Genomic DNA, 25,887 nt, shown 5'->3' with positions numbered 1-25,887 from the left:
CCCCTCAGTCATCCGTTCGTTGTCACCAAGCTGCGTCAAAGCCCTCCAGAATCTTAAAGCTGCTGCTTGTTCCGATTCTCTCTGCACCTGCTTCGATCATCTTCTGGCAGGTCTCCCAGTCCCGGATTCCCCCGGCCGCTTTCACCTTCACGTCGTCACCCACCGTATCCTTCATCAGCTTCACATCCTCCGGGGTGGCCCCGCCGCTTCCAAATCCGGTGGAGGTCTTGATGAAGTCCGGCTTCACCCGGCGGGCGATCTGCGCCACCTTCACGATCTCGTCCTTCTCCAGGTAACAGTTCTCGAAGATCACCTTCACCAGAACGCCTGCGGCTCTGCAGATTTCCGTGATCCGGCGCATCTCCTCCTCAATGTAAGCGTAGTTCCCGTTTTTGACCTCTCCCACATTGATCACATAGTCGATTTCATCCGCACCGTTATCGATGGCATTCTGGGTTTCGAAACATTTCGTTTCGATTGTGGTCTGTCCCAGCGGAAAACTGATGGCCGCCCCCACATGAACCGGTGTGTCCTTTAAGATCTCCTTGCAGAACCGGACCGGCGAGGAGTTGATAGCAACCATCTTAAACCCGTTGTCCCTGGCTTCCTCGCATAATTTGCGAAAATCCTCCTCCCTGGCGAAGGCCTTTAAGCAGGTGTGGTCGAACATGTTTGCCAGGCGTTCTCTGGTCAGCTCGTTTACATCCATGGTTTGTCGTTTCCTTTCTTTTATTTTCGTTTTATATTTTTTATTCTATCATACATTTTCGCTTTGTCAATCATTTATCGTATTTTTTTCAATATTTTTTCTTTATCCTCTTATTGCTTTCGTTTCGCTTTTTATTGGTTTATTCTTTTTAGTTTTTGTGGTATACTTTAAGAAAAAGAGAGGCAGATCTATGAACGAAAAAGAAACGCTGTTCGCGGAAGAGCGCAAAGATAAAATCCTGCAGCTGTTAAAGGATTCAGAAAAGGTAACGGTGGCCCAGCTGTGCGAGCTGTTTGGGATTTCCCCCGTCACCGCCCGCAACGACCTGCGGGATCTGGAAAATGAAAACCTGCTCCGCCGGACCCACGGCGGCGCCATCCGCATGTCCAGCTCCGCCTACGAGCTGGAACCAAGCAAACGGGACGAAAACACGGATCAAAAGAAGGCCATCGCAGCAGTTGCCGCGGAGATGGTTGCGGACGGGGATACCATTATCATTGATACGGGCAGCACCTGTATGGAATTTGCCAAGCTTCTTAGCGGCAAACGCAATCTGAGAGTGGTTACGAACGATCTGAAGATCGCTCTGCTGCTGGACTCCTGCGAAGACATAACCCTGTACTTTATCGGTGGCGTCCTGCGCAAGCATTACAACTGTACGGTGGGCAATTTCGGTTCTGAGCCCTTCCGCCATCTTGTGGTGGACAAGGCATTTATGGGCGCCAACAGCCTTTCCACATCCCGCGGCGCCATGACCCCGGACGTGGGGCAGGCGGAAATCAAGAAAACCATGCTCTCCGTAGCCGACAAGGTGATCATCCTCTGCGGCAGCAACAAGATTGGTCAGAATTCCTTTGTCACCTTCGCCGAATTGTCGGATATCGACACTCTGGTCACAGACAGCGGGCTGAGACGCAAGCTGCAGGAATCCCTGGAGGAACGTGGGATCGATGTCAAAATCGCACCATAACGTTCCGCCCCGAGCGGCGGATAAAAAACGGAGGCTTTCGCGCATCCAGCGCAATCGCCTCCGTTTTTATGTAAACTCCAAAAGCATTTTCATCAGGCCGTTTCCCTTAAACCGCCACCTTCACAACCACTTTTTTCACCTGGCAGGGCGCTCCGGCCACGCAGCGGGGTTTGTGGGCGTCCTCCGGGGCCACCACGATCAAGTCGCCTTCCTCCAGCAGCACGCTTCCGGAGAACTCCGGCTCCTGGTAAAAAATCAGGTCGTTCTCCTCGATGCGCTCCTTCACCTTCAGCCCTTCCCGTTTGCACACGCCGAACATTTCCCGGCCCGACGCCATGTACTGGATGTCGAAGAACTTCTCATGGGTCTCGAATGAGGCCTCCGACGCCGGATAGGTGGTGTACTCCTGCACATTTGCTACCACAACGTCTCCGTCGATGGGGTAGCTCCCCACGCCCAGGGCGCTGATATCCGTCTCCTCCAGCCACTTGTAAGCCTTGCGGAACTTCTCCTCCAGATAGTTATACTTTTCGGAAATGGAAATATTTGCAAAATACATGTTGCTTCTCCCTTCTATAATTTAATGTCGATTCGACTGCTCAGTTTTATGGGACGCTGTCCTGGCGCGTTTGTCGCTGCGCCCAGCCCGACCCACGGAGCCCGGTCCTTCCTTCGGAGCCCGGCCCTGCCCCCGGAGCCCGGCCCTTCTCCCGGAGCCCGGCCCTTCCTCTATAGCCCGGCCTACCGGCCGGAAATATCCTTGGCGTCCAGATCTCCCCCAGCGATAGCCTTCACCTGCCGCCAGATGGTCTCATCCACCGTGACGCCCTCTCTCATGCTGCGCTCCCTATCGGCCAGAGTACGCTCGCCCGGACAGGTTACCTGCCCGCCCTCGTGTTCCGGATGGCTGGAATTCGCGGCCGCCACGCGCTTGTTCAGCATGTCCTGAATCTCCTCGCGGGTTCCGAACAGGTAGGGGTCGTAGGCGATAAAAATCTGACAGCAGCCCACGCAGCTTCCCCGGCCCTGCTCATCCATATCGAAACCGCTGTTGCCATTCGCCATCAGAGCCGCCGCCATGTCCAGGGCAATCGCCATGCCGCTGCCCTTCCAGTAGCCGGTGGGCAGAATCCGCCTGCTCTCCTCAATGGCGCCGGGATCGGTGGTCAGATTTCCCTGGCTGTCAAAACCGCCCGGATAGGGAAGCTGTTTTCCCGCCAGCCGGTAGACCCCAAGCTTGCCGTAGGCGTACTGGCTCATTGCCATGTCCAACACGATGGGGCCGTCCTCCCGGGGAATGCCGATGCAGAACGGATTGTTGCCCACGCCCGGCTGGTCGCTGCCCCACAGGGGCATGCAGCTCTCCGTGTTGATCCAGCTGATTCCCAGAAATCCCGCCTCGGCCATCCGCCACGCGTAGGTGCCGCCGCGCATCCAATGGCTGGTGTTTTTAAGGGCCACGCAGCCGATGCCGTGCTCCTTTGCTAACTCCATGGCCCGGTCGGCGCAGAACAGAGCGTTGGTGATGCCGATGCCAAGGTGGCCGTCGTAATTCTCCACCGCGCCCCTGGCCCTTACAAGCTCGGGGCTGCCTTTGGGATCGATCAGCCCTCTGCGCACATAGTCCACAAACCGCGGGACCCGGTTGAGACCGTGGCTCTCCACCCCGTCCGCGCTGGACTGGGCATGGATCGCAGCGCATGTCTTTGCCTGCTCCTCCGTCAATCCTACATTTAAAAATGCCTGTTGGATCGTCTCGCGGACGGTATCATAGGGAATTTTTATACTCACACCTGTTATTCTCCTTTCACGGTTGTGGGACGGCTGTGCCCCGTCCGGTCAGTGCATGGAGATTTCCTTAATCGAATACTTGAAGAAATCGCTCAGACACTTTTTCACCTTGTTTCGGTCGTCCTGGTGGAATGCGTTGAGGATCTTACAGCGGTAAAATACCGCGCTCTCCTTGGAGGTGGACAGCTTCAGCACCTTGATGGCGGATTCCTGGCGCATCAGGACCATGATCTGCATCAGACGGGCGTAGACGCTGTTGCCGCATACATCTCCCACGTAAGTGTCGATCTCAGTCAGGACTTTTAAAAAATCCTCCGCTGAAATCTCCTCCGCCTCCACGTCCAGCAGGCGGTCCCGGTACTCGTCCAGCCGGGCCAGAATCTCCGGGGTGCGGTTATCATAGCAGGTCAGATAGACCTCCGTCTCGATCAGGTTTCTGGCGGCGTAGATCTCGTCGTGGCGGTGCATCTCCTGGTAATACATCCACATCACCGTCTCCTCCGGTATCTTGGCCCCTTCCTCGCTGACAAAACTTCCGTCCCCAGGCTTGATGGTCAGCATCCCCACCAGGGACAGGGCACGCAGCGCCTCCCGGACCCGGCTGCGGGTCACGCCGAACAACTCCGCCAAATCCCGCTCATTAGGCAGCTTGTCCCCCGGTTTTAACTGCCCGGATGTGATCATCCCTGCCAACCGCTCCATCACCTGCTCCGTGAGCGTCACCTTTTTTAACGGTTCATAATCCATATCTGTCTCTCCTCTTTGCCCACTGTTTCACGTTTCCTATCATAGCACATCTTTTCCGCATATGTCCAGCGATAACCCGCGGCGGGGGCGGGACCGCGGGGACGCGGCGGAAGGCGCAGTGGAAGGCGGCAGGCCACGCCGGGCCAGTAATTGCCCGGCGGGCACCGGGCAGGCGGCGGATCATCGCCGAACCAGTAATTGCCCGACGGGCAGCGGGTAGGCGGTGGATCACCGCTGGACCAGCATCAGGCCCATCGAATGGCAGGCAGGGACGGATCACCGCCGGACCCGCAACAGCCCGCCGGAGGGCACGCAGGCGGATCACCGCCGGACCAGCGGCGGCCGGAGGGCGCGGCTAACCGCACCCTTCGTAAAAATTGCCCCGGCCTCACACCCGCCGGGGCAATCTCTACAATCCGCACATCCGCCCCCGCCAAAACCAAAACCGGCAGCGCCGCGAATCTCTACATTCTAATTCACTGTATTTCCAAATGCGCATCCAAAGCCGCATCGATCTCCGCCTTCTGCGCCTCGTTCAAAGGCAGCATGGGCCGTCTCACGTTTCCGGCGTCGATTCCCTGCTTCCCGGCAATATACTTCAGGCTGGCGCAGAGACCATTTTTCAGCACCACGTCCAGAATACTGTTGCACTCCGCCTGAAGCCGCCGTGCCTCGTCGTCCTGGCGGTTCAGATACAACTCCATCACCTTCCGGTACTGGGGCAGCATGAAGTTGAAGTTGCTCCCGATAAACCCGTCGCAGCCAAAGGCCAGAAACGCCACCATGCAGTTCTCAAAGCCGCCGTAGCACTTGATCTGCGGGTTCACATTGCGGATTCGCTCCATCTGGTATAGGTTCAGGTTGGTGTGCTTCACCGCGCCGATGGCCCCGGACTTTAACAGTTCCCGAATCTCCGGGTTGGCGGGATCCAGGTCCCGATGGGTGCTGGAGGGGATATTGTAATACAGCACCGGCGCGCCGGCCGCGCTTGCAATATCATAGTAGTAGTGCGCCACTTCCTTGGCCGAAAATCCAAAGTAAAAGGGCGGGGTGGCCGCGATATTCTGAATTCCAAGGGCCCGCGCTTCCTTTGCGTAGGTCACGGCCTCGGCCGTGCGGATCGCGCCCACATGGGCGAAAATCTCCGCCCGGTCCAGGTACTGCGCGCCCAGCTCGTATGTATGAATCCGCTCCCGCTCGCTGAGCAGAAAACACTCCCCGGAGCTGCCGCCGATGAAAAATCCATCCGCGCCCTCGGCCAGGTTCCGGTCCCACAGCCGCTTAATGGCCTGCTCATTAATCTGATCCTGCCCGTCAAAGGGGGTTATCGATGCAACAATCAACTTTTTCATAGTTTTTCCTCTTAGTCCAGATGATAAATTTCCTTCATGTTCATCCACGGGCCGTCGCCGGACAGCGGGTTCATGCAGGGGATGCACTCGCCCCACCAGCGCTGGTTCTCCGGGTCCGCCGCCATTTTCGCCATGTCGGCCTCGTAGTTCTCGCCCACGTACTCGTAATAGGAAAACAGATACTCGCCGTCAAAGTAAATGGAGTAGTTCTGAAGATTGCACTCCTTGATCATGTCGTTGATCTGTTTCCAGGGAGCGGCGTGAAGCTGCTGGTAATACTCCGCCCGGTCCGCCTTTAACCGGGAAACACTGCCAAATCTCTGTACCTTACCCATCTATTATAATCCTCCTCAATGATAAAATCCATCACAATCTGCGGCTTTGCCCAAACACACCTTTGCGGGCGGCTGACAAAATCCACTACAGTTTATAGATTCTCCTCGCATTTTCCGAGAACAGTTTTCTCTGGAAATCCTCCCCCCGTTCCCGGGTGATCCGGTCCAGTGCGCCGATCCAGGGGGCCATGCCGGTGGCCACATTGCACACCGGGAAATTGCTGGCGTACATCACCCGGTCCTCGCCGAAGGCATCCAGGCAGATATCCACCGCCAGGCGCAGCGTGTCATCCGTCCACGCCCCCGCCGGGTTTAAGCCGGAGACCTTGCAGACCACGTTGGGAAGGGAGGCCAGCCGCCTGATGTTCCCGGTCCAGGCCCTCCGGTAGGCCGCTTCCTCCTCCGTGGGATTTTCCCGGGAAATGATATCCGGGTCCACAATCCCCATATGGTCCAGCACAATGGTGGTGCCGGGGCAGGACCTGGCCATCTCATAGAGGTCGCCCAGCTCCCCGTTTCGCACGCAGCCCTCGTAAACCAGGCCGTGTTCGCCCAACCAGCGGACATTTTCCTGAAATACTTCCCCCAGACAGGTCCCGGGCAGGGCCTCCGGCACGTGGAGCACCTGGCGCACGCCCTTAACACTGGCCACGTCCAGGTACCGGCCCATATACTCCTTAAATCCGTCCTCGTTCAGATATCCCGAGAGGATCGCCCCCTGAAAGAGACTCCCCCCGTCTGCGCAACAGCCGATAATGAACGCATTTTCCCGATCCTTGTCCGTTCTCGCGCTGTCCACCTCCACATAGACGGCGGCCTCCACCTGGTAAGCCGGGTCGGAGCCCAGGGCATTTTCATAGTCCTCCAACGTGTACATGCGGTTTAACACCGGCCCCTCCCCGGACAGCCAGGGCAGGGATAATTCCTCCAGATTCCAGATATGTAAATGCGTATCAATTATCTTCATACTGTTTTTACCGGCCGTATTCCACCGGCGTTCCTCCTTCTGCGTTAGACTTGTAGCAGGCCTCCACCACGCACATGGTGTGGTAAGCGTCCTCGACACTGTTCATGTAATGGTAGGACGGGTCCTCCAGCTTCTTCATCAGACCGCCCATGGTTCCGATAAACGCCTCGTTGAACCAGCTGCCCTTCACCTCCAGCTCTCTCCAGCCCTCACCGTCGTCGGTGATGTATTCCACCTTGTCCGGGCGTCCGGTGGGGTAGTCCAAAATCAGGCCCAGCTGAATGCGGATGGCGCCTTTCATGCCCTCGATCTTCATCATGCTCTCCTGGTAATCCGGGGCGTAGTCGTGGTTGTGGTTGATGTGCAGATTAACCCGCAGCACGTTGCCGTAGTCCATGATAATCGAGGTTCTGGTCTGGGAAAGATCGGTCATCTTGGGGTGCTGCATGGTCTTGCAGTATACATTTGTGGGATCGCCCACAAAACTTCTGATGCAGTCGATATAATGGATGCTGTGGTAGTTGATCTCCATGCGCTCCAGCCCGAAGAGGAAGCTCCACAGATGCCAGGGATGCAGTTCCACCACCCGCCAGTCGATGTCCACGATGTCGCCGATCACGCCGTCTGCGATCAGCTTTCGGGCCGCGATCATATAGGGGGCCTGGCGCAGCTGGAAGTTCACGCCCGCCGTCAGGTTCTTCTCGTGGCAGATGTCCAGAATCTCTCGTGCCTGCTCAATGCTCTCGCCCATGGGCTTCTGCATGAGAACCGCCGCGCCGTCGGGCAGCTGGCGCAGGATGGAGGCAGTCTTGGAGGCCGGCACGGCGATATCGAACACCGCATCCTCCTTCACGCCCAGGGCAATCAGGTCCTCCAGCTTCTCCACCGCGTTCGGGATATCGAAATCCGCAGCCGCCTGTTTGGCCTTGTCGTAGTTTAAATCATAGATGCCCTTTACCGGGTATCCGGCCATTTTGTAGGCCGGAAGGTGGGAACCGGTCACGATGCCGCCCGCCCCGATGATCACGATATTTTTAACATTTTCCGGCATCTCCGGCACATAGTTTAAATCCTCAAGTGTTAATCCCATTTCAAAATTACCTCCTCAGTCTCTTCTTATTATAAACCATTGGAAATGCCTACGACAACCAGTGCCGCGATAATTACCGCATTTCCATAAAGCGCAACCTTTCTTGCCTTTGCAAATCCCTTCCACTCGCCGTCCAGAAATCCCCAGGCGTTGGCGATGATCAGGGCCAGTCCGTTGAAGGCAACCCAGCCCACTACCGGTCCCAGGGTGCCCAGCATGGCGGTGGCCTTGCCGTAAATGGCCAGGGCAGAGAACCACACGACGGAGGTCAGAACCACCTTAAAGTACGCCTTACCGCAGCCCGGCTTCACATAGTCCGTATATGTCTTGTTGCGGATCAGCTTGATCAGGGCGTAAATGAAGTTGGCCAGGAAGCCTCCGGCAAATACCACCACCCAGGACAGCAGGCTGGCGCTGGTGGAGTTCACGCCCTGGGCCACCGCCAGATTCACCGGGTAATTGGAGGCAGTCGCGCCGATGTTGATGGCCGCGGAACCTGCGCCGGAAGCCAGCGCCATGATCAGACCGGTCATAAATACGGAAGACGAAGTTCCCTTTTCTTTGGTTTTCTTCTCCGCGCCGTCGCCATTTTTCATAAATCCGGCCTTGGAGAGCACCACAACGCCGCCCAGCAGCACGGCCTGGCCCAGCAACAGCACGATCATCACCCGGGCCGGAGGATAGGTGCCCAGAATCACCATGGGGACAAAGCTTCCCAGCAGGTTGGACAGACCCAGGTTGATCCCCGTTACTAAGGAAACGCCGATCATGTCAATGGCCTTGCTGTACCAGATGGAACTGATGCCCCAGAAGAAACCGGCCAGAGCGCCTGCCAGCAGGGTGGGCACCGGCGTGGCGCGGATGTAACTCATGTAGTTTGGCACCTCGATCATACACCAGATATGAGGAATCCCCAAAACGCCGATGACGGAAAACAATACCCAGAACGCCTCCCAGGAAAACGGCTGGTACTTCTTAAAGCAGATTCCGAAGCTGCCCTGGAACAGACACGCGAAAAGCAATACTAAAAATGCTGAAGCCATAAACTACCTCCCAAATGGATTTTCTCTTTTACTCTTTTTAATTTGTTGTCATTGAGGAATACGTTCGAATTTGATCGATCTTTTTCTTGGTACTACCAGTGAACCGTTCGCATTTATCATAAAACGCAGGTGTCCCATTGTCAATCGACGTTTTATACAGACAAATTTTTAATTTTTTGTGCATTTTTTATATTGTCAACCTTTTTTTCGTCCTTTATAATGCAATCATTGGTAGTACCAGAGTTGTTGAGAATTCATTTCCACCCTCTCACTGGTAGTACCAGGAAGCAAAAATAAAATTCCTTTATCAAATTACATGCGAATCATCACCGGAGGTAACTATTATGAGCGTTCTATTAAAAGGAATCACCTGGTCCCACAGCCGCGGCTACACCAGCATCACCGCAGTCTCCCAACGTTTCTGCGAGCTGAACCCGGGCGTATCGATTGAATGGGAGAAGCGTTCCCTGCAGGAATTTGCGGACGCGCCCATCGAAAACCTGGCAAAGGCCTACGATCTTCTGATCATCGACCATCCCTGGGCCGGGTTCGCGGCGGCCACCGGCATTCTCCTTCCGTTAAATGAATACCTGCCCGCCGCGTATCTGGCGGACCAGGAGACCAACTCTGTGGGAAAATCCCACCTCAGCTACAATTTCAACGGCTTCCAGAGCGCACTGGCCATCGACGCCGCCACGCCCGTCGCCGTTTACCGCCCAGACTACTTTGCGGATCAGGGCGCAGCGCTGCCCACCGCTTTCGAGGACGTGGTGGAGCTGGCGAAAACCGGCTGCGTGGCATTTGCCGGAATCCCCTTAAATCTGCTGATGGACTTCTATATGTACTGCGCCACCACGACCAGCAGCTTCTTCGAGGATGAGGACAACATCGTGGACCGGGCCGTGGGAATCGAGGTACTGGAGAATATGCGCCGTCTGGCCTGCCTCTGCCGCCCGGAAATCTTCGGCTGGGACCCCATCCAGGTCCACGAGGCCCTGGCCGCGGACAGCGGGCTGTACTACTGCCCCTATGCTTACGGGTACACCAACTACTCCCGCCGCGGCTACTGCGATCACCTGTTAAAGGCAGGCGACCTGGTGAATTACAAGGGAAATATGTTAAAGAGCGTGCTGGGAGGCACCGGCCTGGCCGTCTCCAGCCTGTGTGAAAACCGGGACATGGCGGTGAAATTTGCGCAGTACGCGGCCTCCCCGCTGATCCAGACCACCCTGTACACGGAAAACGGCGGGCAGCCCGGGCACCGGAAGGCATGGCTGGACGAGGAAAACAACCGCATGACTCTGGACTTCTTTAAAGACACCTTAAAGACGCTGGACAATTCCTATCTGCGCCCCCGCTACAACGGCTACCTGTATTTCCAGGACCACGCCGGGGACTATGTGAGAGATTACGTGATGAACGGCGGAAACGCCGAAAATGTGCTGGATCAGCTGAACGCGCTGTACCGCAAATCCAGGGAGGGAAAATCGATATGAAACCATTGGAAGGTATGATCGTGCTGGATTTCAGCCAGTATCTGGCCGGCCCCTCGGCCGCTCTGCGGCTGGCGGACCTGGGCGCACGGGTCATCAAAATTGAACGGCCCGGCAGCGGCGACGGCTCCCGGCCCATGAAATTACATAATCTGGAAAGCATGGGGGACAGCGTGCTGTTCCAGACCATCAACCGCAACAAAGAGAGCTTCTGCGCCAACTTGAAATCCCCCGAGGACATGGCCATGGTGAAGCGGCTGATCGCCCGGGCGGATGTGATGATCGAGAATTTCCGCCCCGGCGTGATGAAGAAAATGGGCCTGGACTATGAGTCCGTCCGCCGGATCAACCCGCGCCTTGTCTACGGCACGGTCACGGGCTACGGGACCACCGGGCCGTGGATCAAAAAGCCGGGACAGGACCTGCTGGTCCAGTCCATTTCCGGGCTGGCCTGGTTAAACGGGGACGACGGCCAGCCCCCCATGCCCTTCGCCCTCTCCCTGGCAGACTCCTACACCGGAATCCACCTGGCCGAAGGGATCATGGCCTGTCTGTTGCGCCGGTTCACCACCGGGCAGGGTGGCCTGGTGGAGGTCAGCCTGCTGGAATCCGTGCTGGACCTGCAATTCGAGGTGATCACCACCTATTTAAACGATGGGCATCAGCCGCCTAAGCGCAGCGCTTACCACAACGCCCACGCCTATTTAAGCGCTCCCTACGGCATTTACGGGACCTCGGACGGATACATCGCCCTGGCCATGGGCTCTGTGCCGGAGCTGGGCGGCATCATCGGCTGCTCCGCCCTGACTGGGTACACGGACAAGGAGGAATGGTTCACCAGGCGGGACGAGATCAAGGAGATTATCGGCGCGTTTTTGGCCGGGGACACTACCGCTCACTGGCTGAAGCTGCTGGAGGCGGCCGGGTACTGGTGCTCCGACGTCTACACCTGGGACCGGCTGGTGGAATCCGGGCAGTTTAAGGAACTGAATCTGCTGCTCAACGTCCGCCGGGAAGGCGGGGAGGACATTTTCACCACCCGCTGCCCCATCCGCTTTGGGGATGCGCCCTTTCTGGATTCGCGCCACGCTCCGGCATTGGGCGAGCACACCGCGCAGATTATCGCAGAATTCGGCCTGGACCGGGAAGGAGAGATCGCATGAAACCATTAGAAGGAATCACCGTGCTGGATTTCAGCCAGTTTTTATCCGCGCCTTCCGCCACCATGCGCCTGGCGGACTTAGGCGCCCGGATTATCAAGGTGGAGCGGCCGGACAGCGGGGACATCTGCCGCACCCTGTACGTTTCCAACTTAAAAATCGAGGAGGACAGCTCCCTGTTCCACTCCATCAACCGGAATAAGGACGGCGTTTCCCTGGACTTGAAGGACCCGGCCTGCCGGGAGGATTTGGAAACACTGCTGTCCCTGGCCGACGTGATGGTGGTCAACTTCCGGCCAGGCGTGGCAAAGCGGCTGGGGCTGGATTACGCCGCCGTGAGCGCCAGTCACCCGAAGATCGTCTACGGCGAGATCACCGGTTACGGAACCACCGGCCCATGGAGCGCCAGACCGGGGCAGGACCTGCTGGTCCAGTCCTTATCGGGCCTGGCCTGGCTCAACGGCAACCAGGACCAGCCCCCTACGCCTATGGGGCTCTCGGTGGCGGACCTCTTTGCCGGACAGCACCTGGCCCAGGGCATCCTGGCCGCATTGATCAAGCGGGCAGCCTGTGGCGAGGGTTCTTACGTGCATGTCAGTATGCTGGAATCGGTGATGGATATGCAGTTTGAGGTGTTTACCACATGGCTGAACGACGGCCATCAGCCGCCCCTGCGGTCCGCTGTGAACAATGCCAACGGCTACATTAACGCGCCCTACGGCATTTACCGGACGGCAGACGGCTACATCGCTATCGCCATGGTGCCTATCACTACGCTGGGGCAGCTGGTGGATTGCGACGCCCTTGCCGCCTACACGGACCCGGAGACCTGGTGCAGCAGGCGGGACGAGATTAAGGCCATACTGGCGGAACACCTGCTCACTGGCACCACGGCCCACTGGCTGTCCCTGCTGGAGCCTGCGGACGTGTGGTGTTCGGATGTGTTTACCTGGGAGCGGCTGTTTGAGACCGACGGGTTTAAGGAGCTGGATATGCTTCAGACGGTGCGGACTCAGGGCGGCACGGAATTTACCACTACCCGCTGTCCGATTACCATTGACGGGGAGCATTATAAGAGTGAAAAGCCTGCGCCGCGCATCGGGCAGGATAACAGAATATATTTGGAAAATTAAGGAGAAAACGATTATGGAACAGACAATTTACTTTGAAGATTATGAAATCGGCAGCGTGCGGGAGAGCATCGGCCGCACCATCACGGAGACGGATATTGTGATCCATGCGGGACAGACCGGGGACTTCTTCCCCCACCACATGGACGCGGAGTTCGCCAAGACAACAGACTTCGGAAGGCGCATCGCCCACGGAACCCTGACCTTCTCCGTGGCGGTGGGCATGACCGCGAATCTGATCAATCCGGCGGCATTTTCTTATGGGTATGACCGCCTGCGGTTTATCAATCCGGTGTTTATCGGGGATACCATTCATGTGAAGGTGACGTTGAAGGAAAAGAGAGAGAATCCTAAGCATCCCGAGCGCGGATTTGTGACGGAGGCGCTGGAGGTGTTTAACCAGGATGGGAAGCTGGTGCTGGTGTGTGAGCATGTGATGTCTTGTTTGAAGAAAAGGGGTTGAGAGGGGTGAGGTGGTCGCGTTCGTGAGTGGCAGGAAGGGAAGGCCGCTCACCCGCTGAGGACTCAGTGGGGACAACGCACAAATAATTTATGTGCCGAATAACTGTACGTTTACCTTCCAATATGATTATAGTCCTCTAACCGATTCGTTCCATCCCACTTTAGCAGACAAGACATCTGCTCTTTTGCAATCCGGTTTAATTCTACCAGCCGATCTCTGCGGCTTACTCCTTGTTTGATCATAACCGCATTCAAACTCTCAATATTGGATAAAATAATAAGCTGTTGAAGCGTGGCATGATCCCGGATATTTCCGTCTAAGTTGGGGTTTATATCACGCCACTGTTTAGCAGTCATACCAAACATCGCCATATTTAAAACATCTGCTTCCGTGGCATATGTAAAGCTCTCATACTGTTTGGGCAGCTCAGGCACAATCAGATGTTCCTTTATGGCATCCGTATGAATACGGTAATTGATCTTGGAAATCTCACGATTCATATTCCATTTTAGTGAAAGCCGGCTGTTTTCATCCATTTTTAAACGTTGGTAATCTGTAATAATGTATAATTTAAATTCAGCGGAAATCCAGGAAGCAAATTCGAATGCAATATCCCGATGGGCAAAGGTTCCCCCATTTCTTCCTGATCTGGAATACATACCGATTGCGCCGGTGGCCTCCAACCACCGCTTCGGCGATAGCGTAAATGCATTAGAACCTGCCCGTGCTTTAAACCCCTCGAATTCGAGGGGTTTAAAGTTCGGATTATGTATCGTCTCCCACAGTCCCAGAAACTCAATAACGTCACGACTGCGCATCCAGTTTTGAATGGTTGCCGCCGGGTCCTCACTTTTATACTTTGCTATATCCGTTAAAGAAATATAATCATCATAGCTTCCATCTGATATAACAGCAATTTGCATACCTTTAGCATTTAAATTTGCTTTTAAGATTTTTCACCCTTCATTTTCAATCTCCATAACTTTCTCTATCTATTTTAGCGCCATGTCGGCACAGCTGCTTCATTGTGGCCGTACAGAATAATCCTGCCTCTGACGCAACAATAACCAGCCCCTGCAGTTTCAAAAATAACACCATTGGTTTTACACGGATACAAAACAGAATAAATGAACATCTAAGAAATTTAAAGAAAAACACGACCATCTAACTTGAATTGAAATGCAAAAAATCAATCCGCGCAGCCAGGCCCTTCTCCGGCCCTGGCCGCGCGTCTTTCTTCTACCGCTTACTCATACAGCGGGTACTTCTCGCAAAGCTTTGTCACCTCTGCCCGGATATAATCCGCCTTGGCCTCGAAGTCCGTGGCGGCCAGCCAGATGCACTCGGCGATCTTGGGCATATCTTCTTCCTTCAGCCCTCTGGTGGTGATGGCCGGGGTACCGATGCGCACGCCTGAGGTCACGAAGGGACTTCTTGGATCGTTGGGCACAGTGTTCTTGTTCAGGGTGATGAACACATCGTCGCAGCGGTTCTGCAGCTCCTTGCCGGACACCTCCATGCCCCGCAGGTCCACCAGCATGAGGTGATTGTCCGTGCCGCCGGTCAGAATCTTGAAGCCCTGCTCCTTTAAGGCTGCGGCCAGAGCCTGGGCGTTCTTCACCACCTGGTGCTGATACTCCTTGAACTCAGGCTTTAACGCCTCGCCAAAGCACACGGCCTTGCCCGCGATGATGTGCTCTAAGGGGCCGCCCTGGGTTCCCGGGAAAATGGCCTTGTTGAAGTTGAACTTCTCAGCCGCCTCCTTGTTGGCCAGAATCATGCCGCCTCTGGGGCCGCGCAGGGTCTTGTGGGTGGTGGTGGTCACCACGTCGGCGTAGGGGATGGGGCTGGGATGCTCTCCCGCCGCAACCAGGCCCGCGATGTGGGCCATATCCACCATCAGGTACGCGCCTACCTTGTCCGCCACCTCGCGGAAGCGCTTGAAATCAATGGTTCTGGCGTATGCACTGGCGCCCGCCACGATCAGCTTGGGTTTGGACTCCAGGGCGATGCGCTCCAGCTCGTCGTAGTCGATGTAGCCCTCGTCGTCCACGCCGTAGGGTACGATATTAAAGTACAGACCGGAAAAGTTCACAGGGCTTCCGTGGGTCAGATGGCCGCCATGATTTAAGTTCATGCCCATCACAGTGTCGCCGGGCTTCAGCATGGCCACGAACACGGCCATATTGGCCTGGGCGCCGGAGTGGGGCTGGACATTGGCGTAATCGCAGCCGAAGAGCTTCTTCGCGCGCTCGATGGCCAGAGTCTCCACCACGTCCACGCACTGACATCCGCCGTAGTAGCGCTTGCCGGAATAACCCTCTGCGTATTTGTTGGTCAGCACCGTGCCCATCGCCATCATAACCGGCTCGGATACGATGTTCTCGGAAGCGATCAGCTCCAGATTCCGTCTCTGCCGCGCGCACTCGGCCTGGATCGCTTCGCCCACTTCCTTGTCATAGCTGGTAATGAGGTCCATTACTTGATTTACCATATGTCCTGTCCTTCCTTTCCTTTACCCCTGTGAGTTTGAGGCGTCGAGACGCCTTTTCTGCGATTATACTCCATGGGGAATCGGGATGTCAAGGAAATGCGGCCGGCATAACAGCGGCAAAACAGTATCGCAGCCGCTCCATCTTGCCATTTCATCCTGGTCTATCCAAAACCTTAAAAAATTTTCATATCCCCTGTTTCCCATTCAAACATGGCTGAATCCCTTGCAAAATGGACCTTTTCCCCATTTTCTTACAATTATATTCATATTTACTTAATAATTCAGTTACAAAAATTCCAAATTATTCATAATGCGTTCACATTTTAGACACATTTGTCCTCTAAGATGAAGCATGTCGTTGAGACAGGCGGACCTCCAACAGGGAGGCCCAAAGAGAGGAGAATAAAATTATGAAAAAGAACATGACGAAGTATGCTGTTGCCGCTATGGCAGCAATGATGATCTCCGGCGCGCTGACCGCTTGCGGCGGTTCCGACAAGAAGGCCGAGACCACTGTAGCTGTTGAGACCACTGCTGAAGAGACCACCGCTGAGGAGACCGAGGCTGTTGACGGCGAGTCCACCGAGGCTGCTGACGCTGAGTCCACCGAGGCTGCTGACGGCGAGTCCACCGAGGCTGCCGACGGCGAGTCCACTGAGGCTGCCGAGGACGCTAACGCTGACGCTGAGGCTGCTTCCGAGGAGGAGACCGAGGCTGAGGCTGCTGACGCTATTGTAGAGGTTGAGGAGACCACCGCTGCTAACTAATCCGCAGACGGGAAACACGAACATATGAAACGGCGGACGCCCCGCAGGCGCGGCACATTTTTGTGCCGGGCTGCGGGGCGTTTGTTGTGTCTGCCGCATCACTTGCCGTATCTGCCGCATTATTTTCCATATCTGCCACTCTACTTCCCAAAACCGCAGCGTACAACCTTTCCCCGCTACCCCAAAAACCCAAGCACAGCCCGCTCATATATCTCAATACAATCCCGGTACTGTCCCAGGTCGATCCATTCTTCCCTGGAATGGGCGCAGGCGATATCCCCCGGCCCAAAGACCACGGTTGGAATTCCTGCCTCATTGGTCAGAATCGAGGCGTCGCACCAGAACGGCACCATGCCGTCCTCCGCCTCAGCCCCCGTCACCTGTCTTGTGCTTTCCTTCAACACCTCCACGATCCGATTCCCCCGCTCCACCTCCATAGGCAGGCGCTTCCCGCCTCCCGGCCGCCTCTGGATCGGGCTTTCCTCCACTCTGACCTTACAGGCCCCGCTTGCCGCTTTCTCCGCGATCTCCAGCAGTTCCCCAAACACCTGCTCCTGAACTTCCCCTGGCAAATCCCGTCTCAGCAACGTGGCCGTGCACTCCTGGGCCACCACGTTGGGCTTCTCGCCGCCCCGGATCAGCCCCACGTTAAAGAGCGGCGTACCCAGCAGCTCATGCCACCGTCTCCCGTACCGCTCCGGCAGCTCCCGGTCCAGGGCCGCCAGAATCTTCCCCATCTGCACGATGGCGTTCTCGTCGCCGCTCCAGGAAGAAGTGTGCTTTGGGGTGCCCGTAACCGTGAGATCGATGTGGGTCACGCCGCGCATGGCCCGGCCGATTTTCAGGCCGGTGGGCTCTCCCACGATGCCCGCCTGGGCCTTCACGCCCAGTTCCGCCAAAAACGCGGTGCCCTGGCTCAACAGCTCCTCATCCGGCACCGCTGCCACGATCAGACTGCCCGCCAGCTTCTCCCGGCAGCTTTTCAACCGCCCCGCCGCCCGCATCATGGCGGCCAGTCCGCCCTTCATGTCCACGGCCCCCCGCCCGTAGAGCCTTCCATTTTCAATCCGCGGTTCAAAGGGATCTCCCAGGTAATCCTCCACCGGATGGGTGTCCGTGTGTCCGTCAAAAAGCAGCGCCGGTCCCGGGCGGCCTCCCCGCAGTATCCCCAATACCACAGGCCGTCCGTTCCCGATCTCGTACCGCTCCACTTCCAGCCCCATATTCCGAAATTCCGCCTCCACGGCGTCCCCCATGGCCTGTTCCGCCCCGGACACGCTGGGGATCGCCACCAGCCGCTGCAACAGGCGGATATCTTCATCCATCTCCATCTCGTTCCCCCTACACATACGGCCTGGCTGTGATTCCATAATAATCCAGAATCATATTCGCCACGTCCAGCGCCGACGGCGCGCAGCCCTGGATCATCCTCCCGCCGCTCTCCTTTCTCACCGCGCAGTTGCCCAGGAGAAATGTATCCGGCTCCGCTCCCATCCCAGCCGGAACCTTCGTCCCGATCACAAGGGTCAGCCGTTCACCGCCCCAGGCTTCAAAAAAGCCCATGTCCGTCAGGCGGCTGACGGCGATAGCCGCCGCCCCCATACAGCCGCTGCACGCCTGGTAATTGATGATCCTGGCCCGGTCCGAGTCCGGCATGGTGGGAACCGCGGGCAGAAATTTCCGCCTGATGGCTTCCACCGGCTCCCCAACCACCTGTATTTCCCCGGAGCCCGCCGGCCCCAGGCCGTGTTCCGCCGCCATGCGGATGTGCTCGATCTCCTCCGGCACAAATCCCATCACGGCCGCCGCGGTCATATCCACCGCCAGCACATTCGCCCCGGCCAGCACAGTCTTAAATCCCACCGGCCTGCCCTCCTTGGGCCCCAGCCCCTCTCCTGCCACCGTGCCATCCATCACCGTCAGCGCGGTCCGCACCACCTTATTCAAATCCGCCACCGCCTTATTAACGCCCACGTCGTGGAACCGCCGTTTCTCCACCGGCGGAATACACCCTTTCATGTTCTTCATCCCCAGACTCACCTCTGTGATGAAATGGGTCTTTAGCACCGGCACATTGATCACGGCATCGTACTCCAGGAAATTCCGGTTCACCAGCACGTGATCCAGAATCAGCCCGCCCTCCACCGGGATTTTGACGCACTCGCCCTTATTCAAGTCCATCAAACCACAGCCCAACCGCCCGGCGGCCTCCGCCATGCCGCAGAGTTCCAGCACCTTCAGGCTGCCGATGTGGACCGAGCCGGTCCCGTCCCCGATATCCACCGCGCCCGCCCCGGCCTCAAAGGCCATCCGGGCCAGGGCTTCCACCACGGCCGGGTTGGTGGTGACGCCCTTTTCATAGGAAGCGGGGCCTGTCATATTGGGCTTGACCAGCACCCGGTCCCCGGGCTTAACAAATCGCTCCATTCCTCCCAGGAGGTTCACCGCCTCCCGGACCTGGCGCTCTACGTCGTCCCCGCGCACAATCGAAACCGTATAAATGCTCATAAGCCTTCCCCCGTCAGCCTGGCGATTGCCTCCGCCAGCCGGTCAATTTCATCCTCACGGATAAACCAGTTCAGCGAAACCCGCACGCCCTCCTTTCCCGTCACCAGGTCCACGGTCCGCCACTGGATGATGATGCCGCAGTCCTCCCAGACCCGTCTCACCAGCTCCCGGTGGTCCGCCCCCGGAATGTGGAACGCGAAAATGGCGGTTCTCAGGCGTTCATCCTCCGGCGAAAGTATCTCCGCCCAGGGCACCCGTTTCTCAAACGCCTTCCGGCAGTAGCGGTGAAGCTCCTTCGTGCGCCTCCTGATCCGCTCTGTGCCGATCTCTCCGGCAAAACGGATGGACTCTGAAAATGCAGCGTACATGGGCGTATGGCGTCCGCCGTACTCAAATCTTCTGGCGTCCGGCTTCATCTGAATGGTGTGTTCCGTGACGTCAAAAGAGTCCTGCATCCCCACGCCCCCGAAGGGCACTCTGGCCTCCCGGATTCGGTCCTCCCGGATGTAGACCGCCGCCACGCCCTCAGGTCCGCAGAGCCATTTGTGGCAGGAGAGCAGATAGAAGCTGCACCCGATTTCCCGCACATCGATATCGATGTTGCCCGCCGCCTGGGCCCCGTCCAGCACGGTGATCACGCCCCGGGCCTCCGCCTCCCGGCAGATTTCCGCCGCTGGGATGGCTGTACCGTTGGTGTGGAACACATGGCTGATCACCGCCATCCGGGTGCGCTCATTTAAAGCGCTCCTGAAATGTTCCACGATCTGTTCCTGGTTCCCCAGACCGCAGAATGTAGCCGTCCTGGTGCCGAAAATGGGCTCCACCGCGAAAAACGGCAAAATGGAAGCCGGGTTCTCCTGGTCGCTGATGAGAATCTCATCCCCCGGCTCCCAGCCGTACATCCGGGAAATCGTATTTAAGCCCTCCGCGATGCATCGGACAAAAAAGATCTCTCCGGGTTTTGCATTGATAAACGCGGCCACCTCCGCCCGGATCTCCTCCAGCATCTCCTTGAGCCAGCCGTGGATTTCCACGTTCACCTGGCCCTCCAGAGCCATCCGCCGGAACACGGCCTCCATGCGCTCCAAAACCGGCAGGGGAAGGGGGCCGCAGCCCGCGGAATTCATATAGGTATATTTTTCCGCAGCCGGAAGCAGCCTGCGGTATTCCTCCAGCGTCTTTTCCATCACAGCCTCACCCTCTCCCCTCTCTTGAACACCATCTCCGGCTGCCTCAGATTCAGCAGATTGTCCAGGGGATTTCCTTTCACAAACAGAATATCCGCCTGCCGCCCAGCCTCCACCGCGCCCACGAGATGACCGATGCCAAGCACGCCGGCCGCCCTGGCCGTAGCCGAGAGCAGAACATCCTCTTTTGTCATGTGCACCTTCTCATGCAGCAGATTCAGCGTCAGGTAGAACTCGTCGAACTTCGTGTTCTTGCAGCCCGCGTCCGTGCCCGCAATGATCTCCACCCCTGCCCGGTACATAGCCTCGGTGGTGTCGAAGCGGCTCTTCTGGAACGCCCCCCACATGGCCACCTTGTCCGGCAGTGGAGCGGCCTCCTCGGGCGGCAGGACATATGCCTTGCCCATGGCCGGATTCACCGCAATGTGCTTCTCCCGCATTTTCGCCGCCAGCTCTTCCCGGTAATCCGCGCCCTCAGGAGTCTTGAAGCTGCAGTGCTCCAAGGTATCAAACCCGGCCTCCACCGCATTTTCCACACCGATCACGCTGTGGACATGCCCGGACACCTTCTTTCCCCGCTGATGGGCCTCGTATGCAATGGCCTTCAGGGTGTCCAGGTCGTACTGGTCGATCAGGGAATCGCTGCCCGGCGTCATATTTCCCCCCGACACCATGACTTTGATGTAGTCCACGCCCTGCTTGCACAGGAGCCGGACCGCCTTCACCGCCTCCTCCCTGGAGTCGCACTCCAGGCCGCAGAAATTGCAGTGTCCCCCCGTGATGGTAAGCGGCATCCCGGCCGCCAGAATATCCGGCCCTTCCAGTTCTCCCCTGCGGATGAAATCCCGCAGCTGCAAAATGGACATGCCCTTAGAACCGCTGTCCCGCACCGTGGTCACGCCGCTTCGCAGCTCCATCTGCGCCGCCCGCACCATGCGCAGCAGCACCGTGGCCTCGTCGTCCCCATAGAGCTGGTCCAGCGGCTGAGCGCTGGAGCTGAAGCTCAGATGCAGGTGGGCGTCGATCAGGCCCGGCAATACATAGTTATCCCCGGCGTCGATGATCTCAACCTTCCCGCCCCTTCGCTCCTCCTCAAAGGCTTCCAGGCGGTCCACCCGCCGGATCAGGCCGTTCTCAATGAGAATCCCGGTCTCAGTCTCCGTCACCTGCGCCCTTCCCCCGGTGCATGGAATCAGATGTCTCGCAATGATCAGTTTCATGGTATTCTCTCCTTCCTCCGTCACATCATGGGCGGGAGCGACGAACAGCGCAGCGCCTCAATGGCCTTGTCGATGTGGGCCTGGCCGCCCGAAAGGGTCAGCCTGAAATGGGACGGGATCAGCGCCTCCACGTTCAGACCGGCCAGCTTGCCGATATTCTGCCGGTAGCCTTCCATGGTGGAGCCGTAGCAGTTGATCAGGCTCAACACGCCGTTTAGGTAAATGCTGTCCCCGCTGAACAGGTAACGCTTACCGCCTTTGTCCACCACATAGCAGACGGACTCGACGCTGTGGCCGGGCAGGGTCACCGCGCGGACCACGGCGTCCCCTGCCTGAAACATTTCCCCGTCCTCAACCCGGTGGTCCACCTGGCAGTGCTTGTACACATATTCCTGAGGATAGGCGCCCTTGCGTTTGGCGGCCGTCAGCCCCAGCTCCTCCTCGGTTCCGTTTTCCAGAAGCCTGGCTTCCCCGGCGGAGGCCAGTACCTTCATCCCCGGAACGTACGCGCGGTAGTCCTCAATTCCGCCCCCGTGATCCCCGTGGGCATGGGTCACGAACATGTGGGTGATCTTATCGATGGGACAGCCGGTCTCCCGGATATTTTCAATGATGCGCCCCGTATCCATGCCGCTGCCGCCGTCGATGAGAAATGCGTCCCGCTCCCCCTCCACCAGGTAGACGTTGCAGTCCTTAAAATCGGAAATTCCCGGGCCGCCGCTGCCGCCCGCTACCATATAAATCCCTTTTTCAAGCCGTATGTACATGTTCTCCGCCTTCTTTCAGTTCCACAATCATTTCGATCTCCACCGGCGTTCCGAAAGGCAGCTCGTTGATCCCCAGCGCCGCCCTGGCGTGTTTTCCCATATCCCCGAAAATGTCGATCAGCAGCTCCGAAGCCCCGTTAAGCACATAGGGCTGCTCGCCAAAGCCCGGGGCGCTTGCCACAAAGCCCAGCACTTTGACGATGCGTTTCACCCGGTCCAGATCCCCGATGCTGTATTTGAGGGCTGCCAGGCAGTTGCACATGGACTGGCGGGCGCACTCCTTCCCCTGATCCACCGTCAGATCGCTCCCCAGCTTCCCCTTGTAGAGCAGCTGGCCGTCCTTGCGGCAGTCCTGGCCGGACACGTACACCAGATTGTTGCTGAACACCACGGACGGCAGGTACGCCGCCACCGGCACCGGCGGCTCCGGCAGGCACAGGCCCAGATCTTCTAAACGGCTTTCTATCAATGACATAGCATTTTCCTCTCTTCTCTGTAAAATTTCGTGTTTCTTATATCAGCCCCAGCATCCTCGGCACCGCCAGCGCGATCGCGGGCACGTAGGTGGTCAGCAGCAGCACCGCGATCTCCACCAGGCAGAACGGGATCACCGCCTTCATGGTGCGGGACAGCGGTATTTTGGCAATACTGCTTCCGATGAACAGGCATACGCCGTAGGGCGGCGTGGCCAGGCCGATGGTGATATTTAAAATAAAGATGATTGCAAAATGGATGGGATGGACTCCCAGGGACACAGCCAGCGGTGCCAAAATCGGAGCGAAAATCAAAAGGCTCACATTTGCGTCGATGCCGCAGCCCAGGATCAGCAGGAAGATGTTGATCAGGAGCAGCACAATAAACTTGTTGGTGGTGACGGAGGTGATAAAGGCCGCCAGGATCACCGGCACCTTCCCCATTGCCACCAGCCAGCCCACCGGGCAGGCCACCGCAGCGATCAGCAGCACGGCCCCCGACTGGATCATCGCCTTCACCATGCAGTCAACCAGGATTTTCAGATTCAGCGAGCGGTAATAAAACACGCCCACAATGATGGAATATAAAATCGCCACCGAAGCCGCCTCCGTGGGCGAACACACGCCGCCGAGGATGCCGCCCAGAATAATCACGGGCATGAGCAGCGCGGGGATGGCCCGCACAAAGGCGTGGGTAATCTGCTTTGGCGTGTATTTTTCCGTATTGCGCGGATATTTACGCTTGATGCTCAAATAGGTGGCCGGGATCATCAGACCCAGTCCCAAAAGGATTCCCGGAATCAGTCCGCCCATGAACATGGCCGAAATGGACGTACCCAGGGTGGCGCCGTAGAGCACCATGCCGATGCTGGGCGGTATAATCGGCCCGATCACCGAGGAGCTGGCCGTCACGGCCACCGAGAAATCGTCGTCATACCCCTCCTTGACCATAGCCGGGATCAGCGCGCCGCCGATGGCTGAGGTGTCGGCCACCGCGGAGCCGGACACGCCGGCGAAAAACATGGAGGCCACAATATTGGCGTTGGCCAGGCTTCCGGGCACCCAGCCCATGACCACACGGCACAGCAGCAGGATGTCGTCGATGATTCCCACCCGGGACATCAGCTCGCCCGCCAGAATAAACATAGGCACCGCAATAAACGTAAAGCTGTTAATCCCCTGGAAAATCTGCTGAAACAACATGCTGAAGGAGATTCCGCCCCAGACATGGATCGTAGCCGCCAGGCCCATGGCCATGGCAAAGGCAATCGGAACCCCCAGCGCCATAAAGAAAAACAGAAACGCGAATAAATAAACTCCCATCAGGCTGTCTCCCCTCCTCTCCACACGGTTTTACACTCCAGGAGGTGCTTCACAAGAAACTTCACTCCATGGAAAACCATCAGCACAAAACCGATGTAAAGCCCCAGCGCCCACCAGAAATAGGAAATATGGGTGGCGGCGGCCTCCACCTTGGCCTTTAACAACAGCATGTCGTATCCGTATTTCAGCAGGATACACAGAACGATTAAAATGCAGACGTCGCTGACGATCTCCAGGAGATGCCGTACTTTTTTCGGCATAATGTCGGTCAGCAGATTAAACCGCACCAGCTCCAGGCGGTTAAATGCCACGCTGGCCCCATTGGAGGTAAGCCAGAGCATGCACATGCGCGCGATCTCCTCCGACCAGATGGCGGATGTCATAAACGGCAGCCACCTGGTGGCCACCCCCACCAGCAGGGAAAACAGCATGACAAAACCGGAGGCCGTTGCCAGCACGATCCCGACGCGCTCCGCAAAGGAGCTGCACAGCTCCAGCGCGCCCAGTCCCGGTATTTTTTTCAGATTTTTATGTTCCTCTCCCATAAAATCCCCCTTCTATGCAAGCCGGGAGACGAAAATTTTCGTCTCCCGCGCCATCCAAAGCGGTTACTGTCCAATGGCCTGGACTTTGTCGTACAGGTCCTGGGAAATGGTCTTGCCGTCGCCGATGAACTGGGGAACGATCCCTCTGGAGGACTCCAGCCACTTTTCGCTCTCCTCCGCCGTAGGCTCGTACACGCTGACGCCCTGCTCGCGCATCTTGTCCGCCACCTCGGCCACTTCCTTCTCGTTCATCTCACGCTTGATCTGCTCGGATTCCCTGGAAGCCTTCATCACCGCCTGGAACAGCTCGCCGTCCACGCCGCCCAGCTGCTCTACGGCCTGGCCGCTCATCAGGCGGACCGACGGGCCGAAGGAAAGGGTCAGGACCGTGGCGTGCTTCGCCACCTCGGTGAAGTTGTTGGTAAATGCCGGCACCGGGCCCGCGTACACGCCGTCCACAGCGCCCTGCTCCATACCGGTGTACAGCTCCTGCCAGGCCATGGGCGTCGCGCCGATACCCCACTCGCCGTAGAGCGCGATCTCGATGTCGGAGCCCGTGGTGCGGATCTTCAGATTGTAGGCGTCCTCCGGGACCTTCACATCCCGTTTGGAGTTGAACAGCCATCTGGCCGCGCCGCCGTCCACATCAAAGGTCACCGGATAACAGCCGATCTCATTGTAAACCTGCATAGCCAGCTCGTCCCTCAAATCAGAGCCCAGCACCTGGTACACGTGGTCCGTGTCCCGGAACATGCCCGGGAAATCGCAGAAATCCAGGATATGGGTGAACTCCGACAAATTAGCTGTGGAGCACTTGGCCAGCTCCAGGGTGTTGGCCATACAGGCCTGCACCACGTCGCCGTCCGCTCCCAGCTGTCCGGCGGGGTAATACTCGATCTTCACCTGGCCGTCGGTGTACTGCTCAACCAGCTCGATAAACTTCTCATTGGCTTCGTACTCCGCCGTGCCCTCCACTGCGGCGTCGCCCCACTTCAACACGATCGTCTCCTTTTTCTCTTCCGGCTTCTCCTCCGCCTTCGCGCTCTCCTCTTTTTTTGTCTCCTCCTGCTTCGCCTCAGTGGCCGCAGGCGTCTGAACCGCCTTCTGGCCCGATCCCGCGCAGCCCGCTAACCCAAGCACCATCGCCGCCGCCAGCAACACCGAAATCTTTTTCTTCATTTGTAACCCTCCTTGTGTTTTATGAAATATGTACACCAAGCACTGTCTGCTCGCTTACAGAATATTCGATTTAAGACATTTTGTCAATATATTTCATATTTAAAATTTGATTTTATTTATTTTTTCAACAAAATATCAAATTTAATATTGATTTTTATGTGCATATGTATTATG

Annotated in this window: 26 protein-coding genes; 6 read left to right on the top strand and 20 right to left on the bottom strand. The window is 57.3% G+C overall.

What is annotated here, in order from left to right; all coding sequences use genetic code 11:
* Positions 1-22 precede the first annotated feature (22 nt).
* Positions 23-709, bottom strand: a complete 687-nt coding sequence (gene deoC, locus ACK2JC_RS18675) for a deoxyribose-phosphate aldolase (RefSeq protein WP_092361338.1) — start codon at positions 707-709, stop codon at positions 23-25.
* Positions 710-899: 190 nt separating this feature from the next.
* Between deoC and ACK2JC_RS18670 the strand changes: the two genes are divergently transcribed.
* On the top strand, positions 900-1,679 hold the full coding sequence (locus ACK2JC_RS18670) for a DeoR/GlpR family DNA-binding transcription regulator (RefSeq protein ID WP_092361340.1): 780 nt from the start codon (positions 900-902) through the stop codon (positions 1,677-1,679).
* A gap of 106 nt (positions 1,680-1,785) precedes the next feature.
* Here the strand turns inward: ACK2JC_RS18670 and ACK2JC_RS18665 are convergent, their stop codons facing one another.
* The 8 genes from ACK2JC_RS18665 to ACK2JC_RS18630 form a co-directional block, all read right to left on the bottom strand.
* Entirely contained in the window at positions 1,786-2,238 is a 453-nt protein-coding gene (locus ACK2JC_RS18665) for a YhcH/YjgK/YiaL family protein (RefSeq protein ID WP_320937605.1), read from the bottom strand.
* A 182-nt stretch (positions 2,239-2,420) separates the two neighbouring features.
* Complete coding sequence (gene yiaK / locus ACK2JC_RS18660; protein WP_320937606.1) at positions 2,421-3,470, bottom strand: 3-dehydro-L-gulonate 2-dehydrogenase; 1,050 nt, start codon at positions 3,468-3,470, stop codon at positions 2,421-2,423.
* Positions 3,471-3,518: 48 nt separating this feature from the next.
* A complete protein-coding gene (locus ACK2JC_RS18655) occupies positions 3,519-4,217 on the bottom strand; it encodes a FadR/GntR family transcriptional regulator (protein ID WP_320937607.1) in 699 nt (232 codons plus the stop codon).
* A 476-nt stretch (positions 4,218-4,693) separates the two neighbouring features.
* Positions 4,694-5,569 (bottom strand): dihydrodipicolinate synthase family protein, encoded by an 876-nt coding sequence (locus ACK2JC_RS18650; protein ID WP_092361349.1) that lies wholly within the window; start codon positions 5,567-5,569, stop codon positions 4,694-4,696.
* Between the two features lie 11 nt (positions 5,570-5,580).
* Positions 5,581-5,904, bottom strand: coding sequence for an L-rhamnose mutarotase (locus ACK2JC_RS18645; RefSeq protein WP_320937608.1), 324 nt, complete (start codon positions 5,902-5,904; stop codon positions 5,581-5,583).
* An 85-nt stretch (positions 5,905-5,989) separates the two neighbouring features.
* Positions 5,990-6,871 carry an amidohydrolase family protein gene (locus ACK2JC_RS18640; RefSeq protein WP_320937609.1) on the bottom strand — a complete coding sequence of 294 codons (882 nt, stop codon included), beginning with the start codon at positions 6,869-6,871 and terminating at the stop codon, positions 5,990-5,992.
* Between the two features lie 7 nt (positions 6,872-6,878).
* Complete coding sequence (locus tag ACK2JC_RS18635) at positions 6,879-7,961, bottom strand: Gfo/Idh/MocA family protein (RefSeq protein WP_302326671.1); 1,083 nt, start codon at positions 7,959-7,961, stop codon at positions 6,879-6,881.
* A gap of 29 nt (positions 7,962-7,990) precedes the next feature.
* Positions 7,991-9,004, bottom strand: a complete 1,014-nt coding sequence (locus tag ACK2JC_RS18630) for an L-rhamnose/proton symporter RhaT (protein ID WP_092361357.1) — start codon at positions 9,002-9,004, stop codon at positions 7,991-7,993.
* Between the two features lie 344 nt (positions 9,005-9,348).
* Between ACK2JC_RS18630 and ACK2JC_RS18625 the strand changes: the two genes are divergently transcribed.
* From ACK2JC_RS18625 to ACK2JC_RS18610, 4 genes are read left to right on the top strand one after another with little or no spacing between them, the layout of a single operon-like run.
* Complete coding sequence (locus ACK2JC_RS18625) at positions 9,349-10,500, top strand: extracellular solute-binding protein (protein ID WP_368271904.1); 1,152 nt, start codon at positions 9,349-9,351, stop codon at positions 10,498-10,500.
* On the top strand, positions 10,497-11,660 hold the full coding sequence (locus ACK2JC_RS18620) for a CaiB/BaiF CoA transferase family protein (RefSeq protein WP_227170442.1): 1,164 nt from the start codon (positions 10,497-10,499) through the stop codon (positions 11,658-11,660). The genes ACK2JC_RS18625 and ACK2JC_RS18620 overlap by 4 nt, the downstream gene beginning before the upstream one ends.
* A complete protein-coding gene (locus ACK2JC_RS18615; protein ID WP_368271902.1) occupies positions 11,657-12,790 on the top strand; it encodes a CaiB/BaiF CoA transferase family protein in 1,134 nt (377 codons plus the stop codon). Before ACK2JC_RS18620 ends, ACK2JC_RS18615 begins: the two co-directional genes overlap by 4 nt.
* Positions 12,791-12,803: 13 nt before the next feature.
* A complete protein-coding gene (locus ACK2JC_RS18610; RefSeq protein WP_118757192.1) occupies positions 12,804-13,250 on the top strand; it encodes a MaoC family dehydratase in 447 nt (148 codons plus the stop codon).
* Positions 13,251-13,360: 110 nt separating this feature from the next.
* On the opposite strand, the gene ACK2JC_RS18605 is transcribed toward ACK2JC_RS18610, so the two are convergent.
* Positions 13,361-14,173 carry a KilA-N domain-containing protein gene (locus tag ACK2JC_RS18605; protein WP_368271900.1) on the bottom strand — a complete coding sequence of 271 codons (813 nt, stop codon included), beginning with the start codon at positions 14,171-14,173 and terminating at the stop codon, positions 13,361-13,363.
* Positions 14,174-14,496: 323 nt separating this feature from the next.
* Positions 14,497-15,744: a serine hydroxymethyltransferase gene (gene glyA, locus ACK2JC_RS18600; RefSeq protein WP_302326675.1), complete on the bottom strand. Its 1,248-nt coding sequence runs from the start codon at positions 15,742-15,744 to the stop codon at positions 14,497-14,499.
* 410 nt (positions 15,745-16,154) lie between these two features.
* On the opposite strand from glyA, the gene ACK2JC_RS18595 reads away from it, so the two are divergent.
* Positions 16,155-16,511, top strand: coding sequence for a hypothetical protein (locus tag ACK2JC_RS18595; protein WP_368271898.1), 357 nt, complete (start codon positions 16,155-16,157; stop codon positions 16,509-16,511).
* A gap of 176 nt (positions 16,512-16,687) precedes the next feature.
* Here the strand turns inward: ACK2JC_RS18595 and ACK2JC_RS18590 are convergent, their stop codons facing one another.
* From ACK2JC_RS18590 to ACK2JC_RS18550, 9 genes are all read right to left on the bottom strand, one after another.
* Entirely contained in the window at positions 16,688-17,842 is a 1,155-nt protein-coding gene (locus ACK2JC_RS18590) for a M20 family metallopeptidase (RefSeq protein ID WP_320937615.1), read from the bottom strand.
* Between the two features lie 10 nt (positions 17,843-17,852).
* A complete protein-coding gene (locus ACK2JC_RS18585; protein ID WP_320937616.1) occupies positions 17,853-19,019 on the bottom strand; it encodes a DUF362 domain-containing protein in 1,167 nt (388 codons plus the stop codon).
* Entirely contained in the window at positions 19,016-20,206 is a 1,191-nt protein-coding gene (locus tag ACK2JC_RS18580; RefSeq protein ID WP_320937630.1) for an aminotransferase class V-fold PLP-dependent enzyme, read from the bottom strand. Before ACK2JC_RS18580 ends, ACK2JC_RS18585 begins: the two co-directional genes overlap by 4 nt.
* On the bottom strand, positions 20,206-21,426 hold the full coding sequence (locus ACK2JC_RS18575) for an amidohydrolase family protein (protein WP_368271896.1): 1,221 nt from the start codon (positions 21,424-21,426) through the stop codon (positions 20,206-20,208). Before ACK2JC_RS18575 ends, ACK2JC_RS18580 begins: the two co-directional genes overlap by 1 nt.
* 20 nt (positions 21,427-21,446) lie before the next feature.
* Entirely contained in the window at positions 21,447-22,193 is a 747-nt protein-coding gene (locus tag ACK2JC_RS18570; RefSeq protein ID WP_368271894.1) for an MBL fold metallo-hydrolase, read from the bottom strand.
* Entirely contained in the window at positions 22,177-22,668 is a 492-nt protein-coding gene (locus tag ACK2JC_RS18565; protein WP_118757200.1) for a RidA family protein, read from the bottom strand. The genes ACK2JC_RS18570 and ACK2JC_RS18565 overlap by 17 nt, the downstream gene beginning before the upstream one ends.
* 37 nt (positions 22,669-22,705) lie before the next feature.
* Positions 22,706-23,989 carry a TRAP transporter large permease gene (locus tag ACK2JC_RS18560; protein WP_118757201.1) on the bottom strand — a complete coding sequence of 428 codons (1,284 nt, stop codon included), beginning with the start codon at positions 23,987-23,989 and terminating at the stop codon, positions 22,706-22,708.
* Positions 23,989-24,534: a TRAP transporter small permease gene (locus tag ACK2JC_RS18555; RefSeq protein ID WP_118757202.1), complete on the bottom strand. Its 546-nt coding sequence runs from the start codon at positions 24,532-24,534 to the stop codon at positions 23,989-23,991. Before ACK2JC_RS18555 ends, ACK2JC_RS18560 begins: the two co-directional genes overlap by 1 nt.
* Positions 24,535-24,597: 63 nt before the next feature.
* The gene (locus ACK2JC_RS18550; RefSeq protein ID WP_276948183.1) at positions 24,598-25,713 is read right to left on the bottom strand and encodes a TRAP transporter substrate-binding protein; all 1,116 of its coding nucleotides are present in this window, start codon (positions 25,711-25,713) and stop codon (positions 24,598-24,600) included.
* Between the last annotated feature and the right edge of the window lie 174 nt (positions 25,714-25,887).

Origin of the sequence: Enterocloster lavalensis, from assembly GCF_046603895.1 — a bacterium.
Classification (GTDB): Bacteria; Bacillota; Clostridia; order Lachnospirales; family Lachnospiraceae; genus Enterocloster; species Enterocloster lavalensis.
This window is presented reverse-complemented; position numbering and strand designations above follow the sequence as displayed.

What these genes read in the sequence shown, in the direction of transcription:
- ACK2JC_RS18580 (WP_320937630.1), bottom strand. Translation starts at nt 20,206, where the DNA reads ATGGAAAAGACGCTGGAGGAATACCGCAGGCTGCTTCCGGCTGCGGAA.
- ACK2JC_RS18645 (WP_320937608.1), bottom strand. Translation starts at nt 5,904, where the DNA reads ATGGGTAAGGTACAGAGATTTGGCAGTGTTTCCCGGTTAAAGGCGGAC.
- ACK2JC_RS18570 (WP_368271894.1), bottom strand. Translation starts at nt 22,193, where the DNA reads ATGTACATACGGCTTGAAAAAGGGATTTATATGGTAGCGGGCGGCAGC.
- ACK2JC_RS18615 (WP_368271902.1), top strand. Translation starts at nt 11,657, where the DNA reads ATGAAACCATTAGAAGGAATCACCGTGCTGGATTTCAGCCAGTTTTTA.
- ACK2JC_RS18575 (WP_368271896.1), bottom strand. Translation starts at nt 21,426, where the DNA reads ATGAAACTGATCATTGCGAGACATCTGATTCCATGCACCGGGGGAAGG.
- ACK2JC_RS18620 (WP_227170442.1), top strand. Translation starts at nt 10,497, where the DNA reads ATGAAACCATTGGAAGGTATGATCGTGCTGGATTTCAGCCAGTATCTG.
- ACK2JC_RS18650 (WP_092361349.1), bottom strand. Translation starts at nt 5,569, where the DNA reads ATGAAAAAGTTGATTGTTGCATCGATAACCCCCTTTGACGGGCAGGAT.
- ACK2JC_RS18625 (WP_368271904.1), top strand. Translation starts at nt 9,349, where the DNA reads ATGAGCGTTCTATTAAAAGGAATCACCTGGTCCCACAGCCGCGGCTAC.
- ACK2JC_RS18670 (WP_092361340.1), top strand. Translation starts at nt 900, where the DNA reads ATGAACGAAAAAGAAACGCTGTTCGCGGAAGAGCGCAAAGATAAAATC.
- ACK2JC_RS18610 (WP_118757192.1), top strand. Translation starts at nt 12,804, where the DNA reads ATGGAACAGACAATTTACTTTGAAGATTATGAAATCGGCAGCGTGCGG.
- ACK2JC_RS18640 (WP_320937609.1), bottom strand. Translation starts at nt 6,871, where the DNA reads ATGAAGATAATTGATACGCATTTACATATCTGGAATCTGGAGGAATTA.
- ACK2JC_RS18560 (WP_118757201.1), bottom strand. Translation starts at nt 23,989, where the DNA reads ATGGGAGTTTATTTATTCGCGTTTCTGTTTTTCTTTATGGCGCTGGGG.
- ACK2JC_RS18630 (WP_092361357.1), bottom strand. Translation starts at nt 9,004, where the DNA reads ATGGCTTCAGCATTTTTAGTATTGCTTTTCGCGTGTCTGTTCCAGGGC.
- ACK2JC_RS18665 (WP_320937605.1), bottom strand. Translation starts at nt 2,238, where the DNA reads ATGTATTTTGCAAATATTTCCATTTCCGAAAAGTATAACTATCTGGAG.
- ACK2JC_RS18595 (WP_368271898.1), top strand. Translation starts at nt 16,155, where the DNA reads ATGAAAAAGAACATGACGAAGTATGCTGTTGCCGCTATGGCAGCAATG.
- ACK2JC_RS18590 (WP_320937615.1), bottom strand. Translation starts at nt 17,842, where the DNA reads ATGGAGATGGATGAAGATATCCGCCTGTTGCAGCGGCTGGTGGCGATC.
- ACK2JC_RS18585 (WP_320937616.1), bottom strand. Translation starts at nt 19,019, where the DNA reads ATGAGCATTTATACGGTTTCGATTGTGCGCGGGGACGACGTAGAGCGC.
- ACK2JC_RS18655 (WP_320937607.1), bottom strand. Translation starts at nt 4,217, where the DNA reads ATGGATTATGAACCGTTAAAAAAGGTGACGCTCACGGAGCAGGTGATG.
- ACK2JC_RS18555 (WP_118757202.1), bottom strand. Translation starts at nt 24,534, where the DNA reads ATGGGAGAGGAACATAAAAATCTGAAAAAAATACCGGGACTGGGCGCG.
- ACK2JC_RS18605 (WP_368271900.1), bottom strand. Translation starts at nt 14,173, where the DNA reads ATGCAAATTGCTGTTATATCAGATGGAAGCTATGATGATTATATTTCT.
- deoC (WP_092361338.1), bottom strand. Translation starts at nt 709, where the DNA reads ATGGATGTAAACGAGCTGACCAGAGAACGCCTGGCAAACATGTTCGAC.
- glyA (WP_302326675.1), bottom strand. Translation starts at nt 15,744, where the DNA reads ATGGTAAATCAAGTAATGGACCTCATTACCAGCTATGACAAGGAAGTG.
- ACK2JC_RS18565 (WP_118757200.1), bottom strand. Translation starts at nt 22,668, where the DNA reads ATGTCATTGATAGAAAGCCGTTTAGAAGATCTGGGCCTGTGCCTGCCG.
- ACK2JC_RS18635 (WP_302326671.1), bottom strand. Translation starts at nt 7,961, where the DNA reads ATGGGATTAACACTTGAGGATTTAAACTATGTGCCGGAGATGCCGGAA.
- ACK2JC_RS18550 (WP_276948183.1), bottom strand. Translation starts at nt 25,713, where the DNA reads ATGAAGAAAAAGATTTCGGTGTTGCTGGCGGCGGCGATGGTGCTTGGG.